This window comes from Faecalibacterium sp. OM04-11BH (assembly GCF_003482185.1).
Lineage (GTDB): Bacteria > Bacillota > Clostridia > Oscillospirales > Ruminococcaceae > Faecalibacterium > Faecalibacterium tardum.
The window spans coordinates 1-23681 of record NZ_QULS01000019.1; the positions used below are offsets into that span (position 1 = coordinate 1).

Here is a 23681-nt window from a genome sequence, read left to right on the forward strand (position 1 = left end):
TTTCTCTGTCTTTGGTTGCAATTACTTTTTCATTTTAGGGCATTTTAGGGGTTTGATAACTTCATTTTCGTACACTCCATTTCTTTTATTTCCGTCACAAACTATATGACGCACTCCAAATACACCGTGCAAACTTCCAGATGTTCAGTCCACACGGTGTATTGCTTTATTTCAGCTTTTCAAGTATCTCATCCGCCGTCATGCCGGACGCCAGCAGCTTTTTCAGCACAGCTTCGGCTTCAACCTTTTTAGCAGCCTCGGCAGCCTTCGCCTCAGCGGCAGCCTTCTTGGCCTCCAGCTTTGCGATTTTCTTTTCAGTCTGCTTGATTTCCGCCTTCTGCGGCTTTAGATTTTCACGCAAGGACTTTATGTCGGTCTTTAGCTCTTCAATCTGGGCGACAGTCTTGGAAAGACCTTCTTCGAGCGTCGCCTTGTCTTTCTGCAACTTTGCGATTTGAGCATCGAAGTCGGTAGATGCGGTAACACGGTTCTTGCCGCCTTTGGTTCTGGGCATAGGATGATGCCTCCGATAAGATTATGTAAGATTTGATGTTAGTATAGCACGGTATAAGTCCAAGTACAATATGCATTACAGCTTTGCTATTCTCTCAGAAAGTTCATGCCTTATTTTCTTCAAGCTGATAGGATAATCTCTCGGCGCAACCGAATCCACAACAGGCAACAAATTTGTTGGATCTTTAATTGTCTTTTTCCTATCCATAAGTAGAGCCTTATTTGTTCGTGCATCCCCTTGAAGATTATATTGATTATAGTATGCATTTCTTGTTTTTTCATTTGCAACAAGATCCATTTCCAAACAGTACTGCATGGAAAGCAATCCGTATCTTTTAACATACTCAAAAAACTGCGAATAGGACTTTCCCAAGTAATTCTTTAGTTCATCCTTTTTTTCATCAGTGTCAAACAAGAACTGAATCACTTTATTGTTTGACACTTCTCCGCTATACTCAGGCAAGTAGTTATTTCCATTTCGACTTGCATCTAGGCTACCATGTTTATATGTCGTAAAAAAATCTTTATCAACAACGGCGCAGAAAGGAATTCCTAAATCGTGCAAAAGAAAAAACGGATATCGAATGTTCTTGACTCCATCTAGATTCACTATGCTAACATAATATAGTTTGTTGGTATTTCCCTGATTCAACAGTTTCTCAATAACCTGTGCATCCGTCGTGCTTTCTGTCAATATCACATACCTTGCGAAGAAAAAATCACTGTTACGATATCTGAAGAAATTATAATGCTTTAACTCTTGTATATCATGATCTTCCCAAAATGTTGTTGGAAGTTGCTTTGCTTCAGAATGTGAACCCCGATTTTCATCTCTAACTTTTCGTACCAGCACAATATCATCATGATCCAAGGCATCAACAATTACTGTGCTATGTGTTGCAAATATAGCCTGAGTTTCACAGGTTTGTCTTCCTGTTTTCAAAGAGTTAATCAACATTCTTTGCGCTTGCGGGTGGAGATTAGTTTCCGGTTCTTCTATTCCAAGCACAATCGAAGTGTTGCCCAATTGTGCAAGCATTCTATGCAATGCTATAACAGTAAGACTTTTTATTCCACTTCCGTATTCTGATACTGGCAAGGACTGCGTTTCTTCCGGATTAATAATTTCAAGTCCTAGTTTATCCAAAAAAATCCTATAATCTATTGATTGTTTGAAATTAAATTGATACTTTCCAACATCCTCGCACATATTAAGAGCTGTAAGATCTCTTGCGAGTTGCGGAAGAACCCTATCTATGATTTTATCTCCTGCTTCAATTACCTTCGGAGAAAGTCTATCACTATTCCTTGTGTAATCGTCGAGATAATGCATCACTAGCCTTGAAAAAACCGTGTGCTCATCCCATTCAATGTCTCTAGAACTACGATTAGCTGGTATATAAATAAAATCAATGTCTTGCTTTATTTTTCCTAATTTGTCCGGCTCTAAGTTTTTCTTCTCACCATTCACTTCCACATAAAGTTTCCGGCCTCCACTCGACTTGCTATAATTATATATAAACCTTAAGTGAAGTTCATGATCCTCACCAGATATTTCGCGATAAAAGTCTTCTGCCGGCAAGTCGCAAAAATGCACCTTGATTTTTGTGACTGTCCTCGGTGCATAGCGATGTGCTCCATTAATAAAATCATTTTCCTCATATTCATAATTGAACACACTGTTTAACGCCCTAAGGATTGCTGTCTTTCCCGAATTGTTTTCGCCAACCAATGCAGTCAGCTCATTAAAACGTATCGAGCATTTTTTTATTGCTCTAAAGTTCTCTACTTCAACGCTTTTCAGTCTCATAGATCCTCCGGAAGATCTTGCGCATCCATATATATGCGTTATGATTATCATTGCATCTCAGCCACATTCTCATGTGTTGCCTGCCGCCCACCGCGTAGAGGTGTGCAAAGTTTCGAGCGGCAAAGCTGTGAGAACCTTCCCACAGCCTTATACTATACTATACTATACTAAAAACTGGTGTTTTTCAAGGGTAGCAAGCCAAAATACAACACCGCAGTCAAATAATCATCTATGCTTAAATGCGGAGGTGATTATAATGAAAACATTGCTCAAGAAATCTGCTATCCTTAAAACTATTTCCTCGAAAATCAGCACTTATCTGCATGCGATTGATGCTGACCCACAAGAGGATGATTCAGATTTTGACGATGAGGAATGGATGGAGTGTCCAACAAAACCAACTCTTGCCCACATCATCATTGATCTGTTGCTCTCCCCTACATACCGTCTACCCAGAACGGTAACCGCAGTACGCATTTATCGAGATGAAAACATATTCTCCGTCTGTCCGTGCGATGTCTGCATAGAGCGAGAATACCAAGGGTACTGCCATCGATGTGGGCAATACCTTGATTGGTCAAAATTGGAGGATGCTGAGGAGATTTTTATAGGGGTGGAATGGTTTTGATGATGACTAAGCCACCTTTTCCGAAAGCGAGAACACCACCGAGATGCTCTGTGAATTAAACTCCGTAGCCTCTGCTCTTAATGGTTTCTACAACCTGAGACACATACTTCTGGCAGGTATCATGGTCAGGGGCTTCCACCATCACACGCACAACAGGCTCCGTACCAGATTCACGGACAAGGATACGGCCAGTGTCACCCAGTGCCTCGGCTACGGCCTTGACTGCTGCCTGCACTGCTTCGTCGTCCTGTGCAGCCTTTTTATCGGTCACACGAACATTCTCCAACACCTGCGGGTAGATCTTCAGGGGCTCAGCCAGCTTGCTCATGGGCAGCTTCTTTGCCAGCATGACCTCCATCATCTTCAGGCTGGTCAGGATACCATCACCGGTGCTGGCGTACTTGGAGAAGATGATATGACCACTCTGCTCACCGCCGATACGGCAGCCGTTCTTAGCCATATACTCGTAAACATACTTGTCGCCCACAGCGGTCTTAGCGTAGCCAATACCCTTCTCATCAAAAGCCTTATACAGACCAAAGTTGGACATGACCGTGGTAACGACAGTATTGGTCAGCAGCTTGCCGCGCTCCTTCATGTAGCAGCCGTAGATGTACAGGATATGGTCGCCAGTGATCACATTACCCTTTTCATCCACACACAGGCAACGATCAGCATCGCCGTCATAGGCGAAACCAACATCCAGACCCTTCTCTACCACGAACTTCTGCAAGCCCTCAATGTGAGTAGATCCAGCATTGTTATTGATATTCGTACCGTTGGGCTTGTTGTTGATGACGTAGGTATCTGCGCCCAGAGCGTCAAAAACAGACTTAGCGATATTCCAGCTTGCACCGTTGGCGCAGTCCAGACCAACCTTGACACCCTTGAAAGAGTAGATACCGAGGCTGATCAGGTAGCCCATATAGCGGTTGCGGCCGGACACATAGTCCACCGTGCAGCCAATGTGTTCCCGGTGAGCGAAAGGCAGCTCCGGCCAGTCCTTGTCGAACACATGGAGCTTGCCGTCGATGTAGTCCTCCACCAACAGTAAAATCTCCTCGGGCATCTTCTCGCCATAGCAGTCGATCAGCTTGATGCCGTTATCGTAATAGGGGTTGTGGCTGGCAGAGATCATGATGCCACAGTCGAAGTCGTCTACACGAGCAATGTACGCCACAGACGGGGTGGTCGTGACGTGCAGCAGGTAAGAGTCTGCGCCGGAGGCGGTCAGGCCAGCGACCAGACTGTACTCGAACATATAAGAGCTACGGCGGGTGTCCTTGCCGATTACAATGCGTGCAGGCTCGTTGTTGCCGTTGCGCTCACGCAAAGCGTTATAGTACCAGCCTAAGAAGCGGCCTACCTTATAGGCATGATCTGCCGTTAATGTAATTCCAGCTTCGCCACGGAAGCCATCGGTTCCAAAATACTTTCCCATTATAGTTTTTCCTCATCCAAAGAGTGAATTGACAATCACATGCTTTAGCCGGATAGAGATCCGTTGCCTACTGCTCACCACGGAGAGGTAGCATATATGAGCAGCACAGCCATGTGCTTGAGGACACATGGCCTATTTTACATCAGTTTTTCTTGGCTGTTTTGTATTTCTTATAAAAAACTATACTCAGCACTGCCATAAGTACAATAATCAAATACCGGATAATATAGAAATTATACAAAGCTATACCAAGCAAACACAGAACCGTTGTTACACATGCGAGTAATATTAGTTTTCTATCTTCAAAAACAGAAGATTCCGCAATACCATTCTCTTTGCACAATTTTCTAGCCCAAATTCCTTGGAAGAGTGCCATCAGAATATAAGAGAACAGCGTTGTATATGCCGCAGCCATATATCCATAGGCATTGATAAAGATGTAGTTTAACACAAGATTTGCCACAGCTGCAATCACTGCCGGATACATCACATACTGTGTTTTCTTGTAGTACACAGCTATATCCGAATAAATATTGGCAAATGCCGTGAAGAAGACTCCCGCAGCAATCGGCGGCATAATATAGATAGCCTCATAATATTCTTCTGTTGCGAGTATTCTAACAATTTCCGGTGCCATATAGGTCATCATCACTGCCATCACTGCATACAAAAGCATAATTTGAGACGATATCCTCTTTATACCTTTTACATTGCTCTCTATATTCTGAAATAGATACGGAACAAAAGAAGCGTGAATTGCCTGCCAAAGCATCAAGGACAGCGAACTCACTGTATACAAGGTACTATAAATTCCAACTGCACTATTATTTACCATCTGACTAATCATCATTCGGTCAGATACACTTAGAATTTGTGCGGCTATTGAATATCCAATAAGCGGAATGCTTAGAGATAAAGACAACTTCCAATATTCTTTATTGTACAGTGTCTTTCCCTTCCAAAACAGGCACACCCAAATTACTGCAGCCACACCATATACAACGAGATAGTTTGCGTAAAGTCGTACCTCTGCAATATTCTCATGTCCAACGCTATTTGCGCCAAGCACTGCAACAACTGACAATACTGATGCCAATATCGCAGATCCTATCGTTACGCATCCTGATAACTTATATTTATATTCGTATCTTTGACGTGCCAGCCAAAAATCACGAGCCGGGGCCACTAGGAATCCAATCAACATCAAAACCATCAATCCATTTGGCAGTCCCAACAATCTACTCCAAAAATCAGGAGTAATAAAATATATGATGGCAATAATAAGAGCAATCAAAGATGTCAGTGACAGCACAGAAGATTGGTACTGGTCTCTCTTATCCGGATACTCCTTCATTGCCACTGAATAGCCACCCGATGTCAACGAGAGCGTTGTAACAACACTTATCAGGGAATACCATGAATTGTACAGGTTAACTTCGCCAATTTGATCTGTTGTCATCAGTCTGGTGAAGATTGGAACTGTTATAATCGCCAATCCTCTTGAAAAGACTGTAGACAGTGTATAGACAATCGCCGACTTCGCACTCTCTGACATCTTTTGAAGTTTTCGTTTAATATCCACCATATAAAATGTACTCCTTCAGGTCATTTCGGAGATTTTGGATTATTCCTTCCTTCATGCCATCTTAATTCGTCAAGCAAGTACAACCTTGAAATGCTGGTTTTATAGTAGGAAAATATATGTGGAAATGAGGAAATCAACTTTCGCTTTGTCTGCAAAAACCATTTTTCTGCAAATTTAATAGTACATGCCGACTAAGATGCCTCAGCGCTAAACTAGTCTCTGCGAAACAGATCGCGCGTGTATACTTTCTCCTGAACATCGTCCAAACAGCTATCGTAGCGGTTGGCAATAATGGCTTGACTGCGCTTCTTGAATTCCGCCAGATCATTCACGACTTCACTGCCAAAGAAGGTAGAACCATTCTCCAGCGTCGGCTCATAGATGATGACCGTTGCGCCCTTTGCCTTGATGCGCTTCATAACGCCCTGAATGGAAGACTGACGGAAGTTATCGGAGTTCGACTTCATGGTCAGGCGATATACACCAACCACCACATTGTGTTCCTTGCTAGGATCATAAGCCTCGTTCGCTTCATATGCGCCAGCGATCTCCAGCACACGGTCAGCAATGTAGTCTTTTCGGGTACGGTTAGACTCCACGATTGCTTCAATCAGGTTCTCCGGCACATCAGCGTAATTGGCCAGAAGCTGCTTGGTGTCCTTGGGCAAGCAGTAACCGCCGTAGCCAAAGCTTGGGTTGTTGTACTGATCACCAATACGAGGATCAAGGCACACACCCTTGATAATTTGCTGCGTATTCAGTCCCTTCATCTCCGCATAGGTATCCAGCTCGTTGAAATAGCTGACACGCAGAGCCAGATAAGTGTTGGCAAACAACTTAACAGCCTCGGCTTCCGTAAAGCCCATGATCAGGGTGTCGATATTCTCCTTGATTGCACCTTCCTGGAGCAGGCCTGCAAAGGTGTTGGCAGCCTTCACCAGGCGAGCGTTATCCACATCAGTACCCACAATGATACGGCTCGGGTACAGATTGTCGTACAGAGCTTTAGACTCCCGCAGGAACTCCGGGCTGAAAATGATGTTGTCGCAGTGGTACTTTTCACGCACAGAAGCCGTGAATCCGACCGGAATCGTGGACTTGATGACCATGATGGCATCAGGATTATACTGGATCACCAGCTTGATGACAGCTTCTACTGCAGAAGTATCAAAGAAGTTTTTCTTGCTGTCATAGTTAGTAGGTGCTGCAATAACTACAAAATCCGCATCCTTATAGGCAGCTTCAGCATCCAGCGTGGCAGTCAGATTTAAGTTCTTTTCTGCCAGATACTTTTCAATGTACTCGTCCTGAATTGGGGACTTCTTATGATTGATGAGGTCAACCTTCTCCGGGATAATGTCCACTGCCATGACCTCATGGTGCTGGGACAACAGCGTGGCAATAGACAAACCGACATAGCCAGTACCTGCAACTGCGATTTTCATAGTCTTCCCCTCTCTTCTTATTCCATATAGAACTCTTTATACCACTCAGCAAACTTCCGCAGGCCTTCACGCAGTGGGGTATGGGGCTTAAAACCGAAGTCACGCTCCAACGGCTCAGTGTCAGCAAAGGTCACAGGCACGTCACCGGGCTGCATGGGAACCAGCTCCTTGTGAGCCTCAAAGTCATAGTCCGCAGGGAGTACACCGGCACGCACCAGCTCCTCCGACAGGATCTGCACAAAGTCCAGCAGGTTCTCCGGGTTGGAGTTGCCGATATTGTAGACTGCATAGGGCGGAATGGGCAAACCATCCTCGCCATTCTTCTTTTCAGGAGCTTTCGCCATCACACGGACAACGCCTTCCACGATGTCATCCACATAAGTAAAGTCCCGCTTGCAGTTGCCGTAGTTGAAGATTTTGATAGTTTCGCCGTTCACCAGCTTATTGGTAAAGCCAAAATATGCCATATCCGGACGACCAGCAGGGCCATAGACCGTGAAGAACCGCAGACCAGTAGAGGGGATATTGTAGAGTTTGGAGTAAGCGTGTGCCATCAGCTCGTTGGACTTCTTGGTAGCCGCATACAGAGAAACCGGATTGTCCACCTTGTCATCGGTGGAGTAGGGCACCTTCTTGTTGCTGCCGTAGACAGAGCTGGAAGATGCATACACCAAATGCTCCACGGGATAATGGCGGCAGGCCTCCAGAATGTTGTAGAAGCCAATCATGTTGCTCTCGATGTAGGCATCCGGGTTTGTGATGGAGTAGCGAACACCAGCCTGAGCACCCAGATTAACCACAATATCCGGATGGTACTGCTCAAAAATGCTGTTGATAAGTGCCTTATCCGCAAGGTTACCCTTGATAAAGGTGTAGTTCTCGAACTTCTGAAGCTCCGCCAGACGAGCCTCCTTGATGCGGACGTCATAATAATCGTTCATGTTGTCCAGACCAATGACCTTGGTATCCGGCTCAGTGGTCAGGATACGTTTGGCAAGGTTGGAGCCGATAAAACCGGATGCACCGGTAATGAATACTGTTTTACCCATTTTTATCACCCTTACCCTTTTCTCCACACCATCTTATTAACGACATTTACATAACCCTGAATGATGCGAACCACCTTCATGGACACGGTCTCGTCCACATAATCGGGGCAGGGCTTGCCCAGGACGCCCTTCTTCTTCATTTCAATCGCCATATCGGTGGCGTTGAGCAGTTCCCGGGTAGTGATGCCAGCTAGGATGAAATCACCGGCTTCCAGCGCCTCAGGGCGTTCCGTACTGGTGCGGATGCACACGGCGGCGATGGGGTGACCGATGGACAGATAGAAGCTGCTCTCCTCTGGCAGAGTGCCGGAGTCGGAGACGATTGCCAGAGCGTTCATTTGCAGCTTGTTATAGTCGTTAAAGCCCAGCGGCTCGTTGACCCGGACACGAGGGTCCAGCTGGAAGCCGCTCTTTTCCAGACGGTGCTTGCTGCGAGGATGGCAGGAGTAGAGAATGGGCATATTGTACTTTTCTGCCAGTGCGTTGATAGCGGTGAACAGGCTCAGGAAGTTCTTTTCAGAGTCGATGTTCTCCTCCCGGTGGGCAGACAGCAGAATATATTTATCCTTCTCCAGCCCCAGACGCTCCAGCACGTCGCTTTTCTGGATCTTCTCCAGATTCATGTGCAGCACCTCCGCCATGGGAGAGCCGGTCTGGTAGGTGCGCTCCTTGGGCAGGCCGGTATCCGCCAGATACTTCCGGGCGAACTCGGAATAGCACATATTCACGTCAGAGATCACATCCACGATGCGACGGTTGGTTTCCTCGGGCAGGCACTCATCCTTGCAGCGGTTGCCAGCCTCCATGTGAAACAGGGGGATGTGCAGCCGCTTGGCAGAGATGGCAGACAGGCAGGAGTTGGTATCGCCCAGCACCAGATAGCCCTCCGGTTGCAACTCAGACAGAAGCTCATAGCTACGTCCCAGAATATTACCGCAGGTCACACCCAGATTCTCGCCAACCACGGGCACCAGAATGTCCGGACCATACTCTCCGAATGTGTTTTTCAGTTCAAAATCCTCCCAGAAAACGGTGGAGAGGTTTCTGTCCCAGTTCTGATTGTAATAGACCACGCAGCAGTCAAAGTATTCCCGGCAGCGCTTGATGACAGCAGCCAGCCGAATGATTTCCGGACGGGTGCCGCAGCCAATCATGACCTTGGTGCGCCCATCATTTTTCCATGTAAAATTGTGTTCCATAAAAATCTCCTAACGTCAACCAGCAGCTTCTCTCACACCGGCTCGAAGAAGGTGTCCGGGTGGTTCGGGTTGAAGATTTCGTTGCAGGTCATCACTGTCACCAGATTCTCTGTTTCAGACAGATTGATGATATTGTGAGTCCAGCCGGGAATCATGTGGACAGCCTCGATCTTATCCCCGGAAACCTCAAACTCCACCGTTTCCCCGGTGTTGATATTCCGTTCCTGAATCAAGCCGTGACCGGCGACCACAATGAACAGCTCCCACTTGGAGTTGTGCCAGTGCTGCCCCTTGGTGATTCCGGGACGGCTGATGTTGATGCTCACCTGCCCGCAATCGGCGGTGTGTACCAGCTCGGCAAAGGAACCACGGTTGTCCACGTTCATCTTAAGGGCGTACTTAAACTTGTCCGTGGGAAGATAGGTCAGGTACAGGGAGTACAGTTTCTTAGCAAAGGAGCCATCCGGCATCTTGGGCATCATGAGCGTAGTCGGCTGTGTCTTGAACTCCTGCAGCAGATCCACAATTTCCCCCAGCGTAACCTTGTGGGTCACGGGAACGCAGCAGTAGCGACCGTCTGCTTTCAGAACAGTCTCCACACCGTCAAATTCACAGTGCTGCTCCTTGCCTTCCAGCAGGTCAAACATTCCCTCTACCAAATCGTCGATGTACAGCAGTTCCAACTCGGTACTGCGGTCGTTGACAGTGAAGGGCTCGTCATTGGCGACCGCCCAGCAGAAGGTGCTGACGGCACTATTGTACTTGGGGCGGCTGTGACCCATCAGGTTGACGAAGCGGTAGACTGCAACCTTTGCCCCCGTCTCCTGAGCATACTGGAAGAACAGTTCCTCGCCAGCCTTTTTGCTGCGGCCGTACTCGCTGTTGCCAAACCGACCTGCCAGCGTGGCCTGAATGGAAGAGGACAACATGATGGTTGCCTTATTGTTGTGCTTTTTCAGGCAATTCAGCAGGTCGGATGCAAAGCCGAAATTGCCCTTCATGAAGTCTTCCGGGTTTTCCGGGCGATTCACACCAGCCAGATTGAATACAAAGTCTGCTTTCCGGCAGTACCCGTCCAGCTCTTCTGGGGTGGAATTCAGGTCATACTCGTAGATTTCTTCAATATTCAGCGCCGGGCGGGTCTTATTTTTCCCATCTCGGATGTTTTTCAGGTTGTTGCACAGGGCGGTTCCCACCATGCCCTTGGCACCTGTGACTAGAATGTTCATCCTATCACCTCTTTAATGTACTGCGGTGCAGTCCGGAATATCTGCGCCATCCGGCACAGTTGCGTTATTGCAGATGGTGCAGTTGCTGCCGATGCGGGTAAAGTTGCCCACAGTCGCACCAGTGCGAATGACGCTGTTGGTGTAAATCAGGGCGTAGTCCCCTACCGCTGCATCACAGTGGACTTCTGTTCCGGCATTTAACAGAACGCCGTTACCAACAGATGCACCATTCTGGACACAGGCATTTTGTAGCACCACGCAGCCACAGCCCAACTTTGCGTACGGACTAATGTAGGCGCTGGGCGCAACGATATTGGGAAAAGCAAAGCCAAGGACTTTCGCCTTCTCATACACCTGTGCCCGGAACCGATTGTTGCCGATACCCACCACCAGCAAGCCGTACTCCTTCCGCAGCTCCGGCAAATCAGCAAGACTGCCAACCACCGGAATGCCACAGATGTCAGTGCCCACAGGTTGCCCATCATCCACAAAGGCACAGTCATATTGGAGCATCGCCTGCTCCACCACTATGCGCCCAAAGCCGCCGGCACCAACCAGCAGCAACTTTTCTTTAGACATTCGGGATGCCCTTCAGTGCGTTCTGGACATATTCGGTGGTCAGGATCTTCTTAACAGTGCCTTCCACATCCAGACGGGTAGTGTTATGGCTGGTGTAGGACTCGTCTGCCATAGTATGTACCTCGCCGTTGACGACAAACTTATCGTAGTTCAGGTCACGGTTATCCGCAGCAACACGGAAATAATGGCCCATATCCTGGCTGCGCAGACGCTCCTCACGGGTCATCAGAGTCTCGAACAGCTTCTCGCCGTGACGAGTGCCGATGATGTTCGTACCGGTATCGCCGAACAGCTGCTGGACGGCCTTTGCCAAATCGCCGATGGTGGAAGCATCAGACTTCTGGATGAACAAATCACCAGGATTTGCATGTTGGAAAGCGAACAAGACCAGATCTACCGCCTCGTCCAGGTTCATTAGGAAGCGGGTCATATTGGGGTCGGTAATGGTGATGGGATTGCCAGCCTTGATCTGGTCAATGAACAGCGGAATGACGGAACCACGGCTGCACATCACGTTGCCGTAACGGGTGCAGCAGATGGTAGTGCCACCACGCTCAGCAGCTACACGGGCATTGGCATAAATGACATGCTCCATCATGGCCTTGGAGATGCCCATAGCGTTAATGGGGTAGGCTGCCTTGTCGGTGGACAGGCAGACGACACGCTTTACACCGGCATCAATGGCGGCGTGCAGGACGTTGTCCGTGCCTATGATGTTGGTCTGGACAGCCTGCATGGGGAAGAACTCGCAGGAAGGAACCTGCTTTAAAGCGGCAGCGTGGAAGATGTAGTCAACGCCGGGCATAGCGTCACGGATGGACTGCGGATTGCGGACGTCACCGATGTAAAACTTGACCTTCTTGGCATTCTCCGGATGCTTGGCCTGAAGCTCATGGCGCATGTCATCCTGCTTTTTTTCGTCACGAGAGAAGATACGGATTTCCTTCAAGTCAGAGTCCAGGAAGTGCTTCAGAACGGTAGAACCAAAAGAACCAGTACCACCAGTGATCATAAGGGTTGCATTGTTAAAATCAGACATTTTTATTTCCTCCTAAAATATTGTTTTAGTATCTTTTTATCATTTTTGGTAAATTCATATTCATCGAGTAATTCTATATACTTTGAAGCCATCACCCCTCATTTAGAGATATCGTAGGGATATCGAATTGCTTGACCAAGTAGAACAATAGAATGTAGTAAATAAGTAATCCACTGTATGGTTCGACATTGATCAGCGAAAAAAATAAAACCAGTAACAGAATGCGGGAAGCAAGGTTAAATTTTTTTAAATGTAAAATACCAATCAAGACAACAATTGAAAATACTATTCCCGCAATTCCAATCGCCGCAAGATGATAGGTCGTTGTTGATGTTTGTGAATCTACCGTCCCCAAGCTATTTCTCAAATTAACGTAAATATTCGTTGCATTTTGGTAACCTGCACCAAAGATAGGATAGTTAGAAAAAATTTTCAAATTTATGAGCGGGCTATTCTGTCTACTCACAACATTTACACTCTGACCTGAAATCTTATCTATTGCACCTTGTATTCCTCCCAACCATTTTGCACTTAAGTATTCATTCTGACTTAATCCCAAAAAGCAGATTCCTGTTCCAAGACACACAATCATGCCCTGTTTTATCTTTCCCATTTCTCCTGAATTCCTCAAAATCAGCAACAGTACAACTATTATCAGAAGTATAATTCCTGCAGAAGACTGTGTCGTAAAAATAGTGAACGTGATCACAATAACCCTCACGATAGAAATCTTACTTTCGTACAGGATGTGAAGAACTAATGCCAGAATTAGATAGGCTGCAAAAAGACCTGGCTCCCAAAAAAGTCCCTGATTTCTTATGCTGTAAATCGTCCGATACGCAAATATATAATTGCCTGTATACGACTCGGTTCCAATAAAGCATTCATGAGAAAATGGTATTTGTATTTTGGCAACATTGACTGCAAGATAAAGCACTAGAGATATTACGCTTATAACCAGCATTACATCTCCGTATATTTTTTGAAACCTATTCCATTCAATCTGTTCCGAAATCGCAAATGCTGTAAAAAATAACACGATGACAGAGACAAGAGAATAAATGGTTTCCGAAGGAAAATTCGCCAGCATCGAAACTGCTGCCGTAAATATACAGAATAGCAAAAATAACCCACTGTGCTTAGGCAATTTCAATCCATTCTGGCGCACATACATCAATAATGATACACATGCAAATGGGAGCATCATATACAATGCCACACTGGAACTCGTTACCATGTGGTAGTGTCCGCTACAATACACCACCATAAAAATTCCGTACAGGCACCACATATTGGACACAATCTCATCCAGTTTTGGCCGAAGGATTTTTTTAGGCATGAAATTTAGCTCCAATCCAATCACTGATTCGGATATCAGGGTCGATACGGAAAGCTTTTCGTATCAAAGCTCCGATATTCCTTTTGGCAAAAAATTCAATTCGCATATTCAGTGGATAGAGAATTATCTTCGATATTTTTCTCTCATACTCCGGGTCTACACATATCTCATCCACATATTTTAATTGCACCGGAACCGAATGCAGCGGCACCTCACAAAAACGTTTTGTCATCACTTTATTCAAGGATGTTCCACCGTGAGTGGAGTTTTCGTCGGCTCCAATGTTTCGAATCAGATTCCCTGAAGGACTTATACCGTACATGCCATTTGCTCGCAAAGAGAGAATCATCTGGAAGTCCCAGGATGTCGGCACTCCGCGTCTTTTGAACGCATTTATTTCCGACTCTATGCTTCGTTTTTGCTGCCTAAACAGTGCTGGAACATCATATGTTTTTTGAGCAATCTTGAGATACTCGGGAGTGTACAAATTGAATTCTGCGTCATAGTACTTCAGAAACTTCTTTGACCAAGAGGCCCATCCACAAGGCAATAGATGTGAGGTAAACATGTAGTCATCCTGATTTGCATTATGATACTCGCCGAGGTAATTTGTACCACAAACCCATAAAACTTTTTCATTTTCACGATAGCGTTCAAGCAGTTGTTTACAGTATGAAAAGAATGTAATATCGGGCAAACAATCATCCTCTAAAAATATAGCCTCAGGCTCACGTTCAAATACCCATTTAGCACCCAAGCCAATATTTTTATAAACGCCCCTGTTTTCCGTTGCATAGTTTTTAATCACTTCACAGGGCCAATCAATTTCAGATTCAACCATGTTACGGCAAGCTGCTGCCATTTCTTTTTCTTGTGCAGTCCTTCCCTGATCCGCAAGTATGTACATTTTCCTCGGCTGTACTTTACGAATAGCTTCTAGCACTCGTTTAGTCGTGTCAGTTCGCTTGAAGCAGAATAGCACGACTGGAATATTAAATTGTTCCATCTTAACCTCTCATTTTTATCATGAATTTAATAGAACCGTTTCAATTGCATTGTACAGTTTTATCTGATTTTCACTTGCGCAATGATTTTTCTCAGCCAGACACCGTGCGTTCTCACACATTTCTGTAAAGTCTTCATCCGACACCAAACGATTTACACAACACTGTAGTTCCTCTTTCGCACTCGCCATTAGAGCTACTCGATTTTGTAAGAGGTACTCGAACAGCTTCATATCCTGTGGTCCATAAAACAAAATTGGTTTTTCCGTTGCCAGATATTCCGGGATTTTGGTGGAAATCGAATATTTGAAAAAGCCCTTCATTTTTTCACTTTGAACTTCTGTATGCACAAGGACATCTGCTTTTTGATATACTTCGTTAATATGTTCATGGGGCACCGCTTCATGGAAAGCAACAGGAAGCATCTTAAAATTGGAATGATATAACTCTATACTGTCTTTTGAGGTAAAAATATCCAGTATACCCTTCCCGTCTGTTTTCTTAATTGCCTCAGCAATTTCTTTTAACGCTTTCCATCGGTCTAGGTGCAATCCACCTGCATAGACAAAATGGGTGATTCCAGTGGGCTTTGAGGCCGGACCCTTGAATTTTGATAAATCAACGGTGTTCATCAGAACCAGCGTTTCTTTCTGGAATTTCTCATGGTAGGCCTCAGCCATACTAGAACTAATCGTTACCACTAGCTTGCACCGCTTTATACACGCCAGCATTTTCTTTTTTAAGCTGGATTTGTACAGTGATAACAGCGGGTTATCTTCCCATTGAATGTGTTCTGCCCAATTGTCCATGAAGTGCATTATAACTGGAATATTCAGCTGCATAGACAGCTGATTCACCAAACGCATTATTGAAACGCTGGCTCCCAACGTATAAATCACCTGCGGGTGAAAATCCCTGATAGCATCAATCGTAGATTTATCCAATTTTACCGAGATGCTATCAAGTGTGCAAACTGCGAATTGACGAAGATAGGACTTGATCTTATTGTTGCTACTCTGCTGTGTGCTCGCGGCTTTTATATTGCTGTTGATTGATTGAGCTACTTTCCCTCTTGAAAATCGAATTATATAGCTAGGAGGAATACAATAGCTCTTAATCCTTTGATTACATTGATCCATTACCACCGGATCCGAATACACTTCAAAAAGGCAATCTGCATCCCATCCGCTCCATATGCTTTGCAGCGTTATTCCAGTCGCATTCTTCTTATACATACTTTGAGCGTTCACGATCAACACTCTAGGACACTTTTCCATAATGTATCTTTCTCCATTAAGCAGTACAAAGTGTACTTTCTTTATCATACAGCCTTTATATTTTGTATGTCGTTTTCTCCATTCTCTTTAAACATCAAGGCAATTTTTTAGCTTTACTTCTCCTTATTTTACCCAATAAGCGCTTCTATGTTTTTCGTCCACTTTCGGTAATCAAATAAATCGCACAGTTTTCTCTCTTTTTTTTCTCTAGGCATTACGGACGCAAATTTTGCCATCGTTTCTTCAAGTGTTTCTTCAACAATCATAACATTATTAGATTTTTTAGAATATATCTTGAGATCACTTATATCCGTTGCTATAACACCTACACCCACAGTAACCGCTTCCGCAAACTTCGTCGGGAACCCCGCATTGTTTGTTCTTGTTGAATCACGAATGATCAAAGAGCAATCGGCGCCCTTCAGATATGCAATACTCTGCTCATGAGGCACTCTGCCTAAAAAGGCTACCGATTCTGGCACATCCGCTGCCGTGAATTGAGGATTGCTTTTCAAAAACTGCTCTTTATTAATTCCCACCACAAATAATTTGCAGTTGCCATTTTCTGCAACTTTGGAAAACGCGGTAACAATTTCACCAATTTTGTCTTTTTTCCCCGGCTGACCAGAATAAATGAAATTAACACCCTCTCCAAGGTTCTCTGCCTCCACCGACCACTTTTCTTCGCAGAAATCAACCAACGGGGGAATAACGACAACATTTTTACATGATTGGTAGTAATTCTTCAAATAATTACTGATTGCTATAATTCCATCAAGTTTTTTTTGAACCACAGTCATTCTGTACCATGTATCAAATCCTTTGAGTATTTTAAAGGGCAAAGACGCACCATTTGTATTGTACCACTCTGTACAATCCGAATAAATCTTAATTTTATTTGCCCTGCAAAATTTTCTAAGCCGATCAAATGCAACAGCCTGATAATTATAGCAAATAACACCGTCAAATGGTCCACACACTTTCATCAGCTTTTCAGCCGGCTTGGGATCTGTTAAATATTTCACCCAGTCCGAATTTCCCTGGGGATACGGCACTGAATATGTGATAAACCCCTGCACTTCTGACTTGGTCTTTAATACGTCAGTCTCTCTGTTATCTTTCGAAACTCCCATGAAAACCACTTCATTACCGCTGTCTCGCAATCCTTTTGCAATGGCCAAAACACGGTGTGCGGCTGCATTCTTATCTGGAAGTTCAAATCCGCCGATATATAGAATTCTCTTCATTACATTCTCTCACTTCTGTTAATCTTTTCTGAATTACTCTCCTTTGATGACTGCCTCCCCCCCGACGACAGAATTATCCCCGATTGTTGTTCCACGGAGGATCATCGTATTGGCACCAATCCAGACATTATTGCCGATGACAACTGGCGCGGTCTTGAACCTCATTGCAGCCACACCGCCTTCTGCACGGTAATCATGGTCCTGATCGTAGATCAGAACATTGGGACCTAACATCACATTGTCGCCGATTTTAATATGATCGTAGGCAGTAACAACGCACCCATTGCTCATTCCAAAATTCTTTCCAATTTCCAATTTTCCACCTTTGCGAACTCGGATCTTTGCACCATTATGCATTTTCAACTTTTTCGCAATGCGCAGCTCGGATTTTCCATCTACGGTGACTTCGGTCATCGGCGACATAATTGCCGGAAAGGCTGCATGAAACCGTCCACCATTCTCAATCTTCAGAATAGCATACTTGATTCCCCCAAACGGAACACAAAACAGCGCCTTAATGTATTTATTCATCTTTCCCCTCCAACGCCTGAATCTCTTCTAAATACGCCTTCACCACGATTTTCCGATCGAATTCCCGTTCCATTTTTGCACGACCAGCCAGACCCATGGCTTTCCGCTGCTCCGGCGTCATCTGCATAAACCGTTCCAGTGCATGGACTAAAGCTTCCTCATCCTGAATGGGAATCAGGAATCCGGTCACTCCATCTTCCACCGTTTCCCGGCAACCTGCACGGTCGGTGGCAATGATAGGCCGGGCGCTAGCCGCACCCTCCAGAAGCACGTTGCTCATTCCCTCCGGATAGTAGGACGGATGCACGATGCAACTTGCCTGTTTTAGGAATGGGATCATATCCTTCTGCTGGCCATGATAGACCACATCTCCAGCCTCCTGTGCCTGCTTCAAGATTTCTTCGTAGGCAGGATCGTCACAGCCGCCGCAGATATGGAACACCGTGTTGGGGTACTCCGCATGGATCCGTTTGGCCGCAGCGAGATACAGGTCGATACCCTTTTCCTTCAGGATCCGGGATGTAAACTGGAAGTGTACTGTCTCGCCTTCCGGATACGGGAACGCCGGATGGCTCTCCAGATCTACGCCGGACCCCGGCAGCAACCGGATCTTCGCATGCTTCGGCATCATCTTGTGCGTTTCAAAGAAGCGCTGATTTTCGCTGTTCTGGAAAAAAATGCAGCTTGCACCGGCCACGCCCATCTTGTAAAGCCGGGTCGTCAGTGCCTGCAAAGGGCCGGGATTTTCCACCGGAGTACCGAGGCCGGTAATGTTGGGGATGTACTTGATTTTTAACATCTGACAGGCCAGCCCTGCATAAACGTTCGGTTTGATATTGTTTCCCAGCATCACATCCGGTTTGTGCCTTTTTAACGCCTGATGGTATTTTCGGAAGAGGACAATGTCCTTAAATGGGTTCTTTCCTTGTCGAGCGGTCTCGATATCGATAACACCGCACCCCATCTGCTCGAGCTCATCCTTAAACTGGAGTACCTGACACATTACAGACACCTCGTGTCCTTCTGCAATCAAGCCCTTCAAAATTTCCCGGCGCAGATTATAGATAAAAGTAGTATCGTTTGCAGCTAAAACAATTTGCATCTTTCACTCACACCATTTGTAGTTTTTCCGTTTCACAATTTGTATCATTTACCGACACCAGCCTGCTCTCCCGTAGAAGCACAATGCTTTCCTTCCGGAACTCCGGGTCAATTTTTCCGTCCACAACACCCTTGCGGCCCAGCACGACCTGAATGCTTTTCCAAATAACCTTCAGGTCAAATTTTAGGCTGACATTCTGGACGTATTCCCGGTCATAGTAGACTTTGTCGTACACATCCACCGTGTCCCGACCGTTGACCTGCGCCCAGCCGGTAATACCCGGCGTCACCTGGTACACGCCGTACCAACGCCGCAGGAAGCGAATCTCACGTTCCGTGTACACCAGCGGACGAGGACCGATGAGGCTCATTTCCCCACGCACCACATTGATAAACTGCGGCAACTCATCAATGCTAGTATCACGCAGAAAGCGTCCCAGTCGGGAAATATACGTCTCTGGACTTTCCAGATCACCAGTTGCCACATTCTTCGGTGCAGAGCTCTTCATCGTCCGGAACTTGATGATATTAAAGCAATGTGCGCCTCTGCCTACCCGCTTTTGTAAAAAGAAAATTGGTTCGTCCGGTGCGCTGATTTTTTGGGCAATGCTCACCACCAAAAACAAAGGGGAAAGTACAATCAGCGCCAGCGCCGCCAGAATGCGGTCAATTACAGATCTCACTGCAAGGTATCGCTTCTGCTTCTGGGTCAAATGAACATAGAACGGTCCAAAATCAACGTGGTAATTCAATTCTTCCATGTTTTCCTCACACTATCACCCTGCTTTTGCAGGTTCTACCTTTTCTTTTAATTTGAGACATGATTTTTGAGATTTCGGATTTCTGGTTTCCCACCGCATCCCAATCTCATCCAGCTTTGCAATACGCTCCTCTGTCAGAACAGCGCAACTTTTTTCAGGATTATGACGGGTATACCGCTGCCGCTTGACCCAATTTCCGAGGTTGTAACCACCCGGTGACACATAATCGGCTGGTACATTCAGGTCGCCGTGGGCATCAAAGTAGCGCTTCGCTTCCTGATATCCTTCGTTCCACTGGCGGTCATTGCGGTTGCCCCAGTACATCCCGATTCTGTTCAGCCGCTCGACCTGTTCGCCTGTCAGTTTTCCTTTCTGGTACGCCCATTGCTGGCTTGCGACCCATTGCCCCAGCCGTTCACCAGCCGCTGTCACATAGGAACGTGGGATATTCAGGTTGCCGTTTTCCTCATAGTAAGCTGCAGCCAATGCATAAGCCTTTTCCCACTTGGCATCGAAAATGTTCCACACCATACCGATCTCATCCAGCTGTGCGATGCGTTCTTCCTTTAAGCGGCCGTTCAGCTTTTGCTGCCGGGTCTTGATGATCCACTGCCCCAAAGGGTAGCCGTCCGGGTCGTTGTATTTGCCGGGCACCATCAGGTTCCCGTAGGTGTCGTGGTATTTCTTGGCAACCTCAAATCCATGCTGCCACGCAATTTCCTTCCGGTTGCCCCAGACCATCCCGATGCTGTTCAGCCGCGCGATCTGCTGCTCGGTCAGATTTCCTTGGATCTGTCCCTCGCGCACACGGCGCTGGGTCACCAGCCACACCCCAAGGCTCAGACCTCCGGGCGTGGTATACAGTTTCGGGACGTTCAAATTACCGTGCTCCGCATAGTAGATGCTCGCCTCAGAGAAGTAGTGCTCCCAGCCGGAGGAAAGGCTTGCTTGCAGCTGCTCGAACAGCACCCGGCAGTCGTGCACCTGCTCGATGACCTCGAACCGCTCGGTCACGATCTTATCGCCCTCGCCGTTGGCATAAAGCCGATGAACTGCTTCCTGCATCTCGCTTTGCAGACCGGAAATGCTGGTCAAGCCCTCAAAGTTGTTGACCACATCGAGAATCAACGGGGCTGCGGTATCTCCGGCGGTCAGGGCACGGCCGATCTGCTGCTTGTAAATAATGGGCGAAATCGTTGGTCGGAATAGGATGACCCCGGAAATGCCTTCTACATGGACGCCCTCATTGAGCATATCGATGCAGAACAGCAGCTTCAGCCGGTTGGTCGTATCCGTCTTGAAGTCCGCAAAGGCTTTGTCAGTGTTCGGATCATCCGAGTAGGCTTCATACACTACCACATCCGGGTTGACCCCTGCGAACCACTCCGGCACATGGGACACCATCTCGTCCATGTGCTCCTTGTTGGCGCAGAACACAATGTACTTGCCAGCCTTATTCGTGATATGATGGGCAAAGACCCTGTCCAACCCGTCCGCCTGTTCCAGCGCCCGGCGCAAGGCGTCCAGATATTTCTGATTCACATCCTGAATGCCCGGTGCCCGCAGGTTGTCCACCCGTGCCTGATACTTTGCAAGCGTTTTCTGGTACTGGTAGACCGTGGTCACATATTTCGGGGTAGGCAAAATGCCCCTGACGACTGCTTCGCCAAGGGTCATGTTGCTCGCAACACGGCTATCAAAAAGTTCTTCGGCCATATCGCGGTTATTATCCAGATAGCGGATGTTTGTTGCCGTCAGCCCCAGAAGCTTTGCATCCGGGCATAACTTTAATAAAGCCACCGTGCTTTCGCCCCAACATTCCGCACCGGCACGGTGGAATTCATCGAGTATAATATAGGCAGGCTTCTGCGCTGCTATTTCGTCCAGCTGCGCCTGCGTGCAGCACATCAGTTTGGCATAGGTATAAAAGTGAACGTTTGCCAGCGGAAAATCCGGGTCGTTCCTTTTCAGGCTCTCCAGCTGGGTCTTAAAGATATATTCACTGGGAGAAAGCCAGATTACGACCTTCTCCGGGTTGTCCTCGATCAGCTTGAACGCAATGTAGCTCTTTCCGGTGCCGGTGGGATGAACAATGGCAGCTTTGCCATACTGGTTCATCATCCGGACTGCCGCATGATATGCTTTTTCATTGTGCTCAAACAGACATAATGCCACCTTGTTCACCCCTTCCCGCATAAAGGGGTATCCTCCACAGTGATAATGGAGGATACCGATCTTTCGACATCGTTGTTTGAATTCTTCTATTATTTTATCATGGTTATATCTGGGAATCAATAGAAATCCTTACAAATGTATCTCACCTGACCTTAGAAAAAACCTCGCAGAAGCTGAAAGTTTTTTGCACATTGCCCAGTTCTGCATGAAAAATCCAGCTGAAAACGAAGGTGGACAAAATAAGTGGTCAGATGGGTGTCCAAGATGCAGGAGGAAACAGAAATGGCACGACGGGGAGAAAACATTCACAAACGCAAGGATGGTCGGTGGGAAGGTCGCTACATCAAAGCGCGCACACCGGAGGGAAAGATCCAGTGGGGCTACGTCTATGGCACGGTCTATGCTGAGGTCAAACGTGTGCTGATTCAAAAGAAAGCAGAGGCAGGCTTCTACAATCTAAAGAGAACCGACCTAACCTTTGAAGCACTGGCTGAGGTATGGCTGCACTCCCAGCGGAATGCAGTAAAAGAATCCACCTATGCGCATTACTCGTACACGCTGCACAAATATCTTCTTCCGGTTTTGAGTAAAGTGCCAGTCGCATCCCTTGAGGAAAGCTTTCTGGAACAGGCTATGCAGCAGATCATTGCGCCGATAGATGCCGCACACAAGCCGCTGGGGAACTCCTCTGCCCGGGAATGCCTCTCGATGCTGCGGCGTATCTGCAAATATGCCGCGCACTTGCGCCTGATCCGTCCGATGGAGCTGGAAGTAGCGCTGCCAAAAGCCATCGACAAAATTTCTGTACCCCTCTCCCCGGCGGAGCAGCAGCGGCTTTATCAGTATGTACAGGAGAACCCAACGCCCCGCAAAATTGGCTTATTATTAGGGGTGGAATTGGGGCTGCGTATTGGCGAGATCTGCGGTTTACAGTGGGGCGATTTCGACCTGAAACTCGGAACGCTGAAAATCAACCGGACGGTCTGCCGAATTTCCTGTGAAAATGGGCATACAAAGGTGGTCATCCAAACGCCTAAAACCCGCACCTCCCGCCGGGAAATTCCAATCCCAAAGCAGCTGCTTATTATGCTGAAAAAGCTGCGCGGATGTGTCAGCAATGCTGCATGGTTTCTGTCCGGCAACGAGTCCAAGCCCACCGAGCCCCGCTGCTACCGAAAAAGCATCAAATCATATCTGAAACAGGCAGCTGTCCGGCAAGTACGTCCGCACGCGCTGCGCCATACCTTTGCAACGACCTGTCTGCAGGCGGGGTGCGATGTAAAGACCCTCAGCGAATTGTTAGGACACGCTAACGCCAACATCACCTTGCAGCGCTATGTGCACTCTGACCTGACCCGAAAGCGCCGGGAGATGAACCGAATTTTCTCCCATCAGGTGTCCATGAGGGGCGGGAAGGCGCTAAATATAACGTAATAGTGCACGATTTCTACGTCGTTCCTCCATTATCACTATGGAGGATACTTTTTTTATTAAATATATTCTTTGCCATTACGCGGTTGCACATTCTCTGTATCATAAAATACTTTTGCATCATACGCAGATGCGTATGCATAGCTGCACGGATTTCTGTAACATCATAGTGAGGTAAACTTCATCACGACTGTAAAAGATGCCGTCACCAAACGCTTTGAACCGCTCTGCGACCAGCGGGAGATACATTCCAACAAGTTAGCGACCCGTCCCGGTGCATATTCCAAAATCGATTTAT

20 protein-coding genes are annotated in these 23681 nt (G+C 46.7%); 2 read left to right on the plus strand and 18 right to left on the minus strand.

Features of this window, described 5'->3' with window-relative positions; all coding sequences use genetic code 11:
• Nucleotides 1-166 precede the first annotated feature (166 nt).
• Together DXB44_RS12890 and DXB44_RS12895 are read right to left on the minus strand one after the other, a co-directional pair.
• Complete coding sequence (locus DXB44_RS12890; RefSeq protein ID WP_005927309.1) at nucleotides 167-514, minus strand: hypothetical protein; 348 nt, start codon at nucleotides 512-514, stop codon at nucleotides 167-169.
• 75 nt (nucleotides 515-589) lie between these two features.
• On the minus strand, nucleotides 590-2323 hold the full coding sequence (locus DXB44_RS12895) for an AAA family ATPase (RefSeq protein ID WP_005927306.1): 1734 nt from the start codon (nucleotides 2321-2323) through the stop codon (nucleotides 590-592).
• A 256-nt stretch (nucleotides 2324-2579) separates the two neighbouring features.
• Here DXB44_RS12895 and DXB44_RS12900 point away from each other — a divergent pair, with 256 nt between their 5' ends.
• Nucleotides 2580-2951: a hypothetical protein gene (locus DXB44_RS12900; protein ID WP_005927304.1), complete on the plus strand. Its 372-nt coding sequence runs from the start codon at nucleotides 2580-2582 to the stop codon at nucleotides 2949-2951.
• Between the two features lie 55 nt (nucleotides 2952-3006).
• On the opposite strand, the gene glmM is transcribed toward DXB44_RS12900, so the two are convergent.
• The 16 genes from glmM to DXB44_RS12980 form a co-directional block, all read right to left on the minus strand.
• The gene (glmM, locus tag DXB44_RS12905) at nucleotides 3007-4392 is read right to left on the minus strand and encodes a phosphoglucosamine mutase (RefSeq protein WP_118658975.1); all 1386 of its coding nucleotides are present in this window, start codon (nucleotides 4390-4392) and stop codon (nucleotides 3007-3009) included.
• Between the two features lie 142 nt (nucleotides 4393-4534).
• Nucleotides 4535-5977 (minus strand): oligosaccharide flippase family protein, encoded by a 1443-nt coding sequence (locus DXB44_RS12910; RefSeq protein ID WP_005927299.1) that lies wholly within the window; start codon nucleotides 5975-5977, stop codon nucleotides 4535-4537.
• Between the two features lie 212 nt (nucleotides 5978-6189).
• Nucleotides 6190-7422 carry a nucleotide sugar dehydrogenase gene (locus DXB44_RS12915; protein ID WP_118658976.1) on the minus strand — a complete coding sequence of 411 codons (1233 nt, stop codon included), beginning with the start codon at nucleotides 7420-7422 and terminating at the stop codon, nucleotides 6190-6192.
• Between the two features lie 17 nt (nucleotides 7423-7439).
• Entirely contained in the window at nucleotides 7440-8471 is a 1032-nt protein-coding gene (locus tag DXB44_RS12920; RefSeq protein WP_097783463.1) for an NAD-dependent epimerase/dehydratase family protein, read from the minus strand.
• 11 nt (nucleotides 8472-8482) lie between these two features.
• On the minus strand, nucleotides 8483-9670 hold the full coding sequence (locus DXB44_RS12925; protein ID WP_118658977.1) for a UDP-N-acetyl glucosamine 2-epimerase: 1188 nt from the start codon (nucleotides 9668-9670) through the stop codon (nucleotides 8483-8485).
• A gap of 32 nt (nucleotides 9671-9702) precedes the next feature.
• Complete coding sequence (locus DXB44_RS12930) at nucleotides 9703-10899, minus strand: NAD-dependent epimerase/dehydratase family protein (protein WP_118658978.1); 1197 nt, start codon at nucleotides 10897-10899, stop codon at nucleotides 9703-9705.
• A 12-nt stretch (nucleotides 10900-10911) separates the two neighbouring features.
• Complete coding sequence (locus DXB44_RS12935) at nucleotides 10912-11478, minus strand: lipid carrier--UDP-N-acetylgalactosaminyltransferase (RefSeq protein ID WP_097783460.1); 567 nt, start codon at nucleotides 11476-11478, stop codon at nucleotides 10912-10914.
• Nucleotides 11471-12517 (minus strand): polysaccharide biosynthesis protein, encoded by a 1047-nt coding sequence (locus DXB44_RS12940; RefSeq protein WP_097783459.1) that lies wholly within the window; start codon nucleotides 12515-12517, stop codon nucleotides 11471-11473. Before DXB44_RS12940 ends, DXB44_RS12935 begins: the two co-directional genes overlap by 8 nt.
• A gap of 91 nt (nucleotides 12518-12608) precedes the next feature.
• On the minus strand, nucleotides 12609-13856 hold the full coding sequence (locus tag DXB44_RS12945) for a hypothetical protein (RefSeq protein WP_097783458.1): 1248 nt from the start codon (nucleotides 13854-13856) through the stop codon (nucleotides 12609-12611).
• On the minus strand, nucleotides 13849-14862 hold the full coding sequence (locus DXB44_RS12950) for a hemolytic protein HlpA (protein WP_097783457.1): 1014 nt from the start codon (nucleotides 14860-14862) through the stop codon (nucleotides 13849-13851). Before DXB44_RS12950 ends, DXB44_RS12945 begins: the two co-directional genes overlap by 8 nt.
• A gap of 18 nt (nucleotides 14863-14880) precedes the next feature.
• Nucleotides 14881-16137, minus strand: coding sequence for a hypothetical protein (locus DXB44_RS12955; protein WP_118658979.1), 1257 nt, complete (start codon nucleotides 16135-16137; stop codon nucleotides 14881-14883).
• Between the two features lie 128 nt (nucleotides 16138-16265).
• A complete protein-coding gene (locus DXB44_RS12960) occupies nucleotides 16266-17384 on the minus strand; it encodes a glycosyltransferase (RefSeq protein WP_118658980.1) in 1119 nt (372 codons plus the stop codon).
• Between the two features lie 33 nt (nucleotides 17385-17417).
• Entirely contained in the window at nucleotides 17418-17915 is a 498-nt protein-coding gene (locus DXB44_RS12965) for an acyltransferase (protein WP_118658996.1), read from the minus strand.
• Nucleotides 17908-19017, minus strand: a complete 1110-nt coding sequence (locus DXB44_RS12970) for a glycosyltransferase family 4 protein (protein WP_118658981.1) — start codon at nucleotides 19015-19017, stop codon at nucleotides 17908-17910. Before DXB44_RS12970 ends, DXB44_RS12965 begins: the two co-directional genes overlap by 8 nt.
• A 7-nt stretch (nucleotides 19018-19024) precedes the next feature.
• Nucleotides 19025-19777, minus strand: a complete 753-nt coding sequence (locus tag DXB44_RS12975; RefSeq protein WP_118658982.1) for a sugar transferase — start codon at nucleotides 19775-19777, stop codon at nucleotides 19025-19027.
• A gap of 15 nt (nucleotides 19778-19792) precedes the next feature.
• Entirely contained in the window at nucleotides 19793-21973 is a 2181-nt protein-coding gene (locus tag DXB44_RS12980; RefSeq protein ID WP_118658983.1) for a Helicase associated domain protein, read from the minus strand.
• 261 nt (nucleotides 21974-22234) lie between these two features.
• Between DXB44_RS12980 and DXB44_RS12985 the strand changes: the two genes are divergently transcribed.
• Nucleotides 22235-23386: a site-specific integrase gene (locus DXB44_RS12985; RefSeq protein WP_118658984.1), complete on the plus strand. Its 1152-nt coding sequence runs from the start codon at nucleotides 22235-22237 to the stop codon at nucleotides 23384-23386.
• Nucleotides 23387-23681: the final 295 nt, after the last annotated feature.

Bases quoted from the DNA above. Each gene is read 5' to 3' on its own strand.
- DXB44_RS12945 (WP_097783458.1), bottom strand. From the start codon at position 13,856: ATGCCTAAAAAAATCCTTCGGCCAAAACTGGATGAGATTGTGTCCAAT.
- DXB44_RS12940 (WP_097783459.1), bottom strand. From the start codon at position 12,517: ATGTCTGATTTTAACAATGCAACCCTTATGATCACTGGTGGTACTGGT.
- DXB44_RS12920 (WP_097783463.1), bottom strand. From the start codon at position 8,471: ATGGGTAAAACAGTATTCATTACCGGTGCATCCGGTTTTATCGGCTCC.
- DXB44_RS12910 (WP_005927299.1), bottom strand. From the start codon at position 5,977: ATGGTGGATATTAAACGAAAACTTCAAAAGATGTCAGAGAGTGCGAAG.
- DXB44_RS12965 (WP_118658996.1), bottom strand. From the start codon at position 17,915: ATGAATAAATACATTAAGGCGCTGTTTTGTGTTCCGTTTGGGGGAATC.
- DXB44_RS12960 (WP_118658980.1), bottom strand. From the start codon at position 17,384: ATGAAGAGAATTCTATATATCGGCGGATTTGAACTTCCAGATAAGAAT.
- DXB44_RS12930 (WP_118658978.1), bottom strand. From the start codon at position 10,899: ATGAACATTCTAGTCACAGGTGCCAAGGGCATGGTGGGAACCGCCCTG.
- DXB44_RS12980 (WP_118658983.1), bottom strand. From the start codon at position 21,973: ATGCGGGAAGGGGTGAACAAGGTGGCATTATGTCTGTTTGAGCACAAT.
- DXB44_RS12890 (WP_005927309.1), bottom strand. From the start codon at position 514: ATGCCCAGAACCAAAGGCGGCAAGAACCGTGTTACCGCATCTACCGAC.
- DXB44_RS12925 (WP_118658977.1), bottom strand. From the start codon at position 9,670: ATGGAACACAATTTTACATGGAAAAATGATGGGCGCACCAAGGTCATG.
- DXB44_RS12970 (WP_118658981.1), bottom strand. From the start codon at position 19,017: ATGCAAATTGTTTTAGCTGCAAACGATACTACTTTTATCTATAATCTG.
- DXB44_RS12950 (WP_097783457.1), bottom strand. From the start codon at position 14,862: ATGGAACAATTTAATATTCCAGTCGTGCTATTCTGCTTCAAGCGAACT.
- DXB44_RS12955 (WP_118658979.1), bottom strand. From the start codon at position 16,137: ATGGAAAAGTGTCCTAGAGTGTTGATCGTGAACGCTCAAAGTATGTAT.
- DXB44_RS12975 (WP_118658982.1), bottom strand. From the start codon at position 19,777: ATGGAAGAATTGAATTACCACGTTGATTTTGGACCGTTCTATGTTCAT.
- DXB44_RS12900 (WP_005927304.1), top strand. From the start codon at position 2,580: ATGAAAACATTGCTCAAGAAATCTGCTATCCTTAAAACTATTTCCTCG.
- DXB44_RS12985 (WP_118658984.1), top strand. From the start codon at position 22,235: ATGGCACGACGGGGAGAAAACATTCACAAACGCAAGGATGGTCGGTGG.
- glmM (WP_118658975.1), bottom strand. From the start codon at position 4,392: ATGGGAAAGTATTTTGGAACCGATGGCTTCCGTGGCGAAGCTGGAATT.
- DXB44_RS12895 (WP_005927306.1), bottom strand. From the start codon at position 2,323: ATGAGACTGAAAAGCGTTGAAGTAGAGAACTTTAGAGCAATAAAAAAA.
- DXB44_RS12935 (WP_097783460.1), bottom strand. From the start codon at position 11,478: ATGTCTAAAGAAAAGTTGCTGCTGGTTGGTGCCGGCGGCTTTGGGCGC.
- DXB44_RS12915 (WP_118658976.1), bottom strand. From the start codon at position 7,422: ATGAAAATCGCAGTTGCAGGTACTGGCTATGTCGGTTTGTCTATTGCC.